Raw genomic sequence first — 5,979 nt, 5'->3', positions numbered from 1 at the left:
GCTCTGGCTGTCACTCCTCCTTTTATTTCCTCAGCATACTTTCTGATACACCACCAATTGATGAATGATTAATAACTCTTAGCCGATGACTCGTTATGTGTGCAATCAGTTATTAATATAATAAAGTTGCTTAATAAAACGATATAGCTGCTCTGTAATACGCTGTGACGCTTTGTAAGCTTTAATGTGCCAAAAACAACGAGCAAGGTCATAAACATATTGGCAAAATTAAAAACAAAAAACGCCAGTAAATTAATAATTTACTGGCGTTCAAATAGATGTCTTATTTTTTGTTTTTTATTATTAAGACAGCAAAACTTACAGAAAGCGAGGTTATAGAGAGACGGAGAAAGTCTCGCCTAAATCTTCAGCAGTTTTACCTTCTTGAACGGCTGCGGTTGCCATTTTAAACATATTGACCACTGAGCTACCGCTGATCCAGCACTCGGCACCATGTGGTACCACTTTAATCAATTGGACGTTTTCATCTTCTTTACCTTCGGCAAAAAAGGCGTTATAAACAGGCGACCATAGCTCATCTAACTTGTCTTTGTCGGTTGATAATTCAGCGTTACCACTGATAGAAACGTAATTCTTTTCATCTTGAGTGGCGTATGTTAATCCAATTCTTGCATCGTTTTGAATGTCTTTGACGACGTCTGAGGTTTTATCACCGATAAACCAAATTTCTTTGGCAGCGACATCCGCTTTACTAGTGGTCATCGGCCAAGCATGAATGTCACCTTTTTTATTGGTGGTACTCATCATAGCAAATTTTACGTCTTTGATGATTTCTTGGATTTTGGCGATATGCTCTTGGTTACTCATTAGGTTTATCCTTTTATCATTATAGCAAGTGGTTCTTTGTTTAACTTATGGTTGCTTATTAATCATTCAGTTTAGACAAGCCAGCGCCGTTTATAATAATTTTTATGAGCAGGTTATAGATATAGTTTTAAAGCTCTTTATATTTATTAGCTTGTTATAAGGCGCTTAACTCATCACAACTGCCAACTAGAATAGCGATTATCACTCTCTTATTTATATAGGTCGCCAGTAATGCGATGTGAGTGTTTGTAAGGTTTACAAGAATTAGGTAAAAATTGTGACGCCAGCTGAGCAATATTTCTCTGACGAAAAGTTTTTTATCTTGGTTTTGACCTGCTTATTACAGGGCTTCTTGTTATAATACGCAGACCATTTACTTTGCATGGCAGAGATGCCTTGATCTTACGGATTATGCCTTTATGATGACCATCGCCGGACAACCGTTTCTTACCGATTTTCAGACGCAGCAACTCATCAGTCAGTTTCAGCAAAAAACCGAGCTAAATGTCAGCCAGATTCATACTCAGCAGGTTTATGTGCTATCGCGCGACCTCGTAGGTGATGAGCAGAAAAAAGCGCTGGATTTGTTTGGGGTGCATGCCGATATTCAACTTGCCGCCTCAAAGGACAATCAAATACAAGTGATCGTCGGTCCGCGTTTTGGGACGATTTCGCCGTGGGCCAGTAAAGCGACCGATATTTTTAATAACTGTGAAATTGAGATTAAACGCGTCGAGCGCGTTATCGTTTATACTCTAACGATTGATGCAAAAGCAGACGGCGACGTAGGTGCAACTAATAACAAGCTTCCTAAAGCCGCTGAGCAATTATTGTTTGACCGTATGACCCAAAGCCTAGTTTATGATTTAAATGACGTAAATAAACTGTTCGATGATGAACAACCCGCGTCGCTTAATCGCATCGACGTCATTGGTCAAGGTCAATCAGCACTAGAAGCCGCCAATAAAGAATTTGGTTTTGCCTTGTCGAGCGAAGATATCGACTATCTAATGAATGCCTACGTTAATGAGCTAAAGCGTAATCCAACTGACGTTGAGCTGATGATGTTTGCACAGGCCAACTCAGAGCATTGCCGTCATAAGATTTTCAACGCTGAATGGACAGTCGATGGTGCAGCACAGCCAAAATCCCTATTTCAGATGATTAAGAATACTTATAAAGCCAATCCACAAGGTATTTTGTCGGCTTATAAAGACAACGCTGCGGTGATGGCTGGTGCTAAGGGGCTGCGTTACTACCCAGTGCCGACAGATGCCACGGATGCAAATTCTGCCCATCCTTATGGCTTTCATAAAGAAGAAATCGATATCTTAATGAAAGTTGAAACCCATAACCATCCAACGGCGATTGCGCCTTATGCGGGTGCAGCGACAGGTGCGGGCGGTGAGATTCGTGATGAAGGCGCAACCGGTCGTGGCGGTAAACCAAAAGCTGGTTTGACTGGTTTTCATGTCTCACACTTACATATTCCAGAGCTTGCGGAAAAATGGGAACGATCAGGTCAAGTGAGTACGCAAGATTATGGTACGCCTGATCGTATGGCCACCAGCCTTGAGATTATGACCGAAGCACCACTCGGCTCAGCCAATTTCTCAAACGAATTTGGTCGTCCAAACCTCTGCGGTTATTTTCGTAGCTTCCAATTAGATACCTCAGCGGCAAAAGATGGCAGCCAAATGCGCGGCTATCATAAGCCCATCATGCTGGCAGGTGGTTACGGCAATATCAAACGCAACCTGATTGAAAAAAATACCATTCAACAAGGTGATCTCTTGATCGTTCTTGGCGGCCCTGCGATGCAAATCGGTTTGGGCGGCGGCGCAGCATCGTCTGTCGATAGCGGCGAGCTAGATGAAGGCTTGGACTTTGCATCGGTTCAGCGCGATAACGCTGAGATGGAGCGCCGCTGTCAGGAAGTGATCGATCGCTGCTGGGCCTTAGCTGGAAATGAAGCGTCGGGAAATGACGCTGATGCCAGTAATACCAGCAATGCTAGTAAAGACGGTAACCCCATCGTCTCTATTCATGACGTCGGCGCAGGCGGTCTGTCAAACGCTATGCCTGAGCTGGTCGATGACCATGATATGGGCGCCCATTTAAACCTGCGTAAAATCCCGTCGCTGGAAGCGGGAATGTCACCGATGGCTATCTGGTCGAACGAAGCGCAAGAGCGTTATGTGTTAGCGATTCGCCCAGAGAGTAAAGATCAGTTTGATGCCATCTGTGCCCGTGAGCGCTGTCCGTATGCTATCTTAGGCGTAGCGACGGAAGTTCGTCAGCTTATCGTTGATGATGAGATGCTCGATGAGCAGCCAGTCGATATGCCGATGCAAGTACTGCTCGGTGGAACGCCGCAGATGCAGCGTAGCTTTAGCCGTCAAGAGAAAGAACTGCCACCGCTTGAGCTTAATAACTTTAATTTAGCTGAATCTATCAAAGATGTATTGCGTCATCCAACCGTTGCGAGCAAGTCTTTCTTGATTAGCATCGGTGACCGCTCAATCACTGGTATGGTTGTTCGCGATCAGTACGTCGGTCGCTATCAAGTGCCCGTTGCCGATTGCGCCGTTACCGCGTCTGGTTTATTAGCGCTAGATGGTCAGCCAATGAGCGGTGAGGCAATGAGCGTTGGTGAACGAACGCCTGTTGCGCTGATTAATCCAAAAGCCTCTGCACGTTTAGCAGTCGGTGAAGCCATCACCAACATCGCCGGCGCGCGTATTAACCAGTTATCAGACATCACTATGTCAGCGAACTGGATGGCAGCCTGCGGCGATGACAATGAGGACGCTGCATTATTTGACGCTGTGTATGCGATCGGTGAAGAGCTATGCCCAGCACTCGGTATAGCGATTCCTGTTGGTAAAGACTCGCTATCGATGCGTGCTAATTGGACGGATAGCAACAAAGACGGCAGCACAGATAAATCAGTGGTTTCGCCAATGAGTCTTGTGATTACGGCTTTTGCGCCTGTTATTGATGTGGCAAAAACCTTAACACCTGAGCTAATCAATGGTGATAGCGCCTTCTACCGTATTGACTTGTCAAAAGGTAAACTGCGCCTTGGCGGTTCAATCCTTGCGCAAACGGCAAGCCAATTGGGCAATGAATGTCCTGACCTTGAAAAGCCAAGCGATTTAATCGATTTCTTTAACTTTATCCAAGCGGGTAATGCCCAAGGCGTCATTAGCGCTTATCACGATATCGGCGATGGCGGTTTGCTGGCGACGATTGCTGAGATGCAGTTTACCAGTCGTCAAGGTATCAAGCTGTCATTGGACGATAAAAACCTACTCGGTCAATTATTCAGTGAGGAGCTGGGCGCGGTCATTCAAGTATTACCGGAAAACGTCGCTGCTCTTATGCAATTGGCAGAAGAATTTAACGTCAGCGATATGCTAAGCCTCGTCGGTCAAAGCTGTGAGGAAGACAGCCTTATCATTCAAACGCCGCTACATATGGGCGATGATACTTTACGCTTTAGCCGTTCTGAGCTGCAACAAGAGTGGACTCAGGTCAGCTATCAAATTGCCCGACGCCGTGATAACCCAGCGTGCGTACAGCAAGAATATGACTTGATTAGCGATGCTAGCCATCAAGGTCTTATCGCTGCACCAAACTTTGACCTCAATCAAAAAGTTGAAGAACCATACTTAAACAGCCGTGAAACTAAACCAAGAGTCGCTATCCTGCGTGAGCAAGGCGTCAACGGTCAGTCAGAGATGGCAGCAGGCTTTACCCAAGCAGGCTTTGAAGCGGTCGACGTCCATATGAGCGATTTACTTGAAGGTCGTATCAATCTACGTGACTTCGATGGTCTGGTCGCTTGTGGTGGCTTTAGCTATGGTGACGTACTCGGCGCTGGCTCTGGCTGGGCAAACTCTATCTTATTCCATGACGAATTGCGCATGCAGTTTGTGCGCTTCTTTGCCCGTCCTGATACCTTCTCGCTTGGTGTCTGTAACGGTTGTCAGATGATGGCGCAGTTAAAAGACCTCATACCGGGTGCGGAAAACTTCCCAAGATTTATTGCCAATAAGTCGGCGCGATTTGAAGCGCGTACGGTCAACGTCAAAGTCGAGCGTACCAAGTCTATCCTGTTCAAAGGTATGCAAGACAGTATTTTACCAATCGCTGTCGCGCACGGTGAAGGCTATGCCACGCTGGACAATACCGAGATCGACGGTATGGAAAAACACGGTCAGCTCGCCATGCGCTTTGTCGACAGCCAAGGTTATCCAACTGAGACTTATCCGCTCAATCCAAACGGTTCGGTCGGCGGTGTCACTGGTCTGTGTAGCACCGACGGTCGCGTCACCATCATGATGCCGCACCCTGAGCGTACGCTACGTGCCTACAATCATAGCTGGAAACCAGAAGCATGGGATGAAGACGGCGCGTGGATGCGTATGTTCCGTAATGCGCGGGCTTGGTTGCGTTAAGATAGTTTGAGTTAATTTTAAACATAAAAAAAGGTGGGCTTAGGCTCACCTTTTTTGTGTTTGGGATTTGGGTTTTTAAGAAGTAGGGGAGCTAATCCCGCCTTCCGCTTGTATCTGCCAGTATGGGCGAGGCGGTGACACGAGTTGAGATGTTGCTGTTGCCTCGGCACCACCTCAAACTCTAGCCATCGCAACTCGCCCAAACCAGCAGGATACCGCTGCAGTCGGGGCTAAAACGCGCCTCTGAATGACCATTTTATGATAAATTAGTCTGAACTTTAATTTTAATCGGTGCGCTAGGTGCACACTACGAGCTTTTCAATAAAACCAGTCGCCATTACGAAGATTTTCTATATCTCTGTCACTTGATTTACGCACCATGTTAGATATTGCACCGTTAGCTTGTCCATGGTCTAGCTTTGTAAGAAAAGTATTGACTTCAGATTCATTCGCATGAAGTATCTTATCTAAGTAATATCGTTGTTCACTCTTGTCTAATGTAGTTTCTTGAAGTTGAAAGGGTCTATGTAGCGCAGCTTGAAGCAATGCCACTCTATATTTATCGTTCTCGATTATTTTGAAGTCTTGAGCATTTATATCTATGATCACGTTATATTCTGCGAAACCACTTTCGAGCCCATCCCGAATTCTGTGTAACTGCCATTTAGATTAAATGCTTACTGATACG

Annotated in this window: 2 protein-coding genes; one reads left to right on the top strand and one right to left on the bottom strand. The window is 45.7% G+C overall.

Features of this window, described 5'->3' with window-relative positions; translation table 11 throughout:
* Positions 1 to 333: 333 nt before the first annotated feature.
* Positions 334 to 828 carry a pyridoxamine 5'-phosphate oxidase family protein gene (locus JFC07_RS12775; protein ID WP_198329200.1) on the bottom strand — a complete coding sequence of 165 codons (495 nt, stop codon included), beginning with the start codon at positions 826 to 828 and terminating at the stop codon, positions 334 to 336.
* A 419-nt stretch (positions 829 to 1,247) separates the two neighbouring features.
* On the opposite strand from JFC07_RS12775, the gene purL reads away from it, so the two are divergent.
* Positions 1,248 to 5,291 carry a phosphoribosylformylglycinamidine synthase gene (gene purL / locus JFC07_RS12770; RefSeq protein ID WP_198329199.1) on the top strand — a complete coding sequence of 1,348 codons (4,044 nt, stop codon included), beginning with the start codon at positions 1,248 to 1,250 and terminating at the stop codon, positions 5,289 to 5,291.
* The last annotated feature ends 688 nt before the right edge of the window (positions 5,292 to 5,979 follow it).

It is taken from the genome of Psychrobacter faecalis (assembly GCF_016107575.1).
Taxonomy (GTDB): Bacteria; Pseudomonadota; Gammaproteobacteria; order Pseudomonadales; family Moraxellaceae; genus Psychrobacter; species Psychrobacter faecalis.
The sequence above is the reverse complement of the archived record's forward strand: the minus strand, read 5'-3'. Positions and strand labels throughout refer to the sequence as shown.

What these genes read in the sequence shown, in the direction of transcription:
- JFC07_RS12775 (WP_198329200.1), bottom strand. Translation starts at nt 828, where the DNA reads ATGAGTAACCAAGAGCATATCGCCAAAATCCAAGAAATCATCAAAGAC.
- purL (WP_198329199.1), top strand. Translation starts at nt 1,248, where the DNA reads ATGATGACCATCGCCGGACAACCGTTTCTTACCGATTTTCAGACGCAG.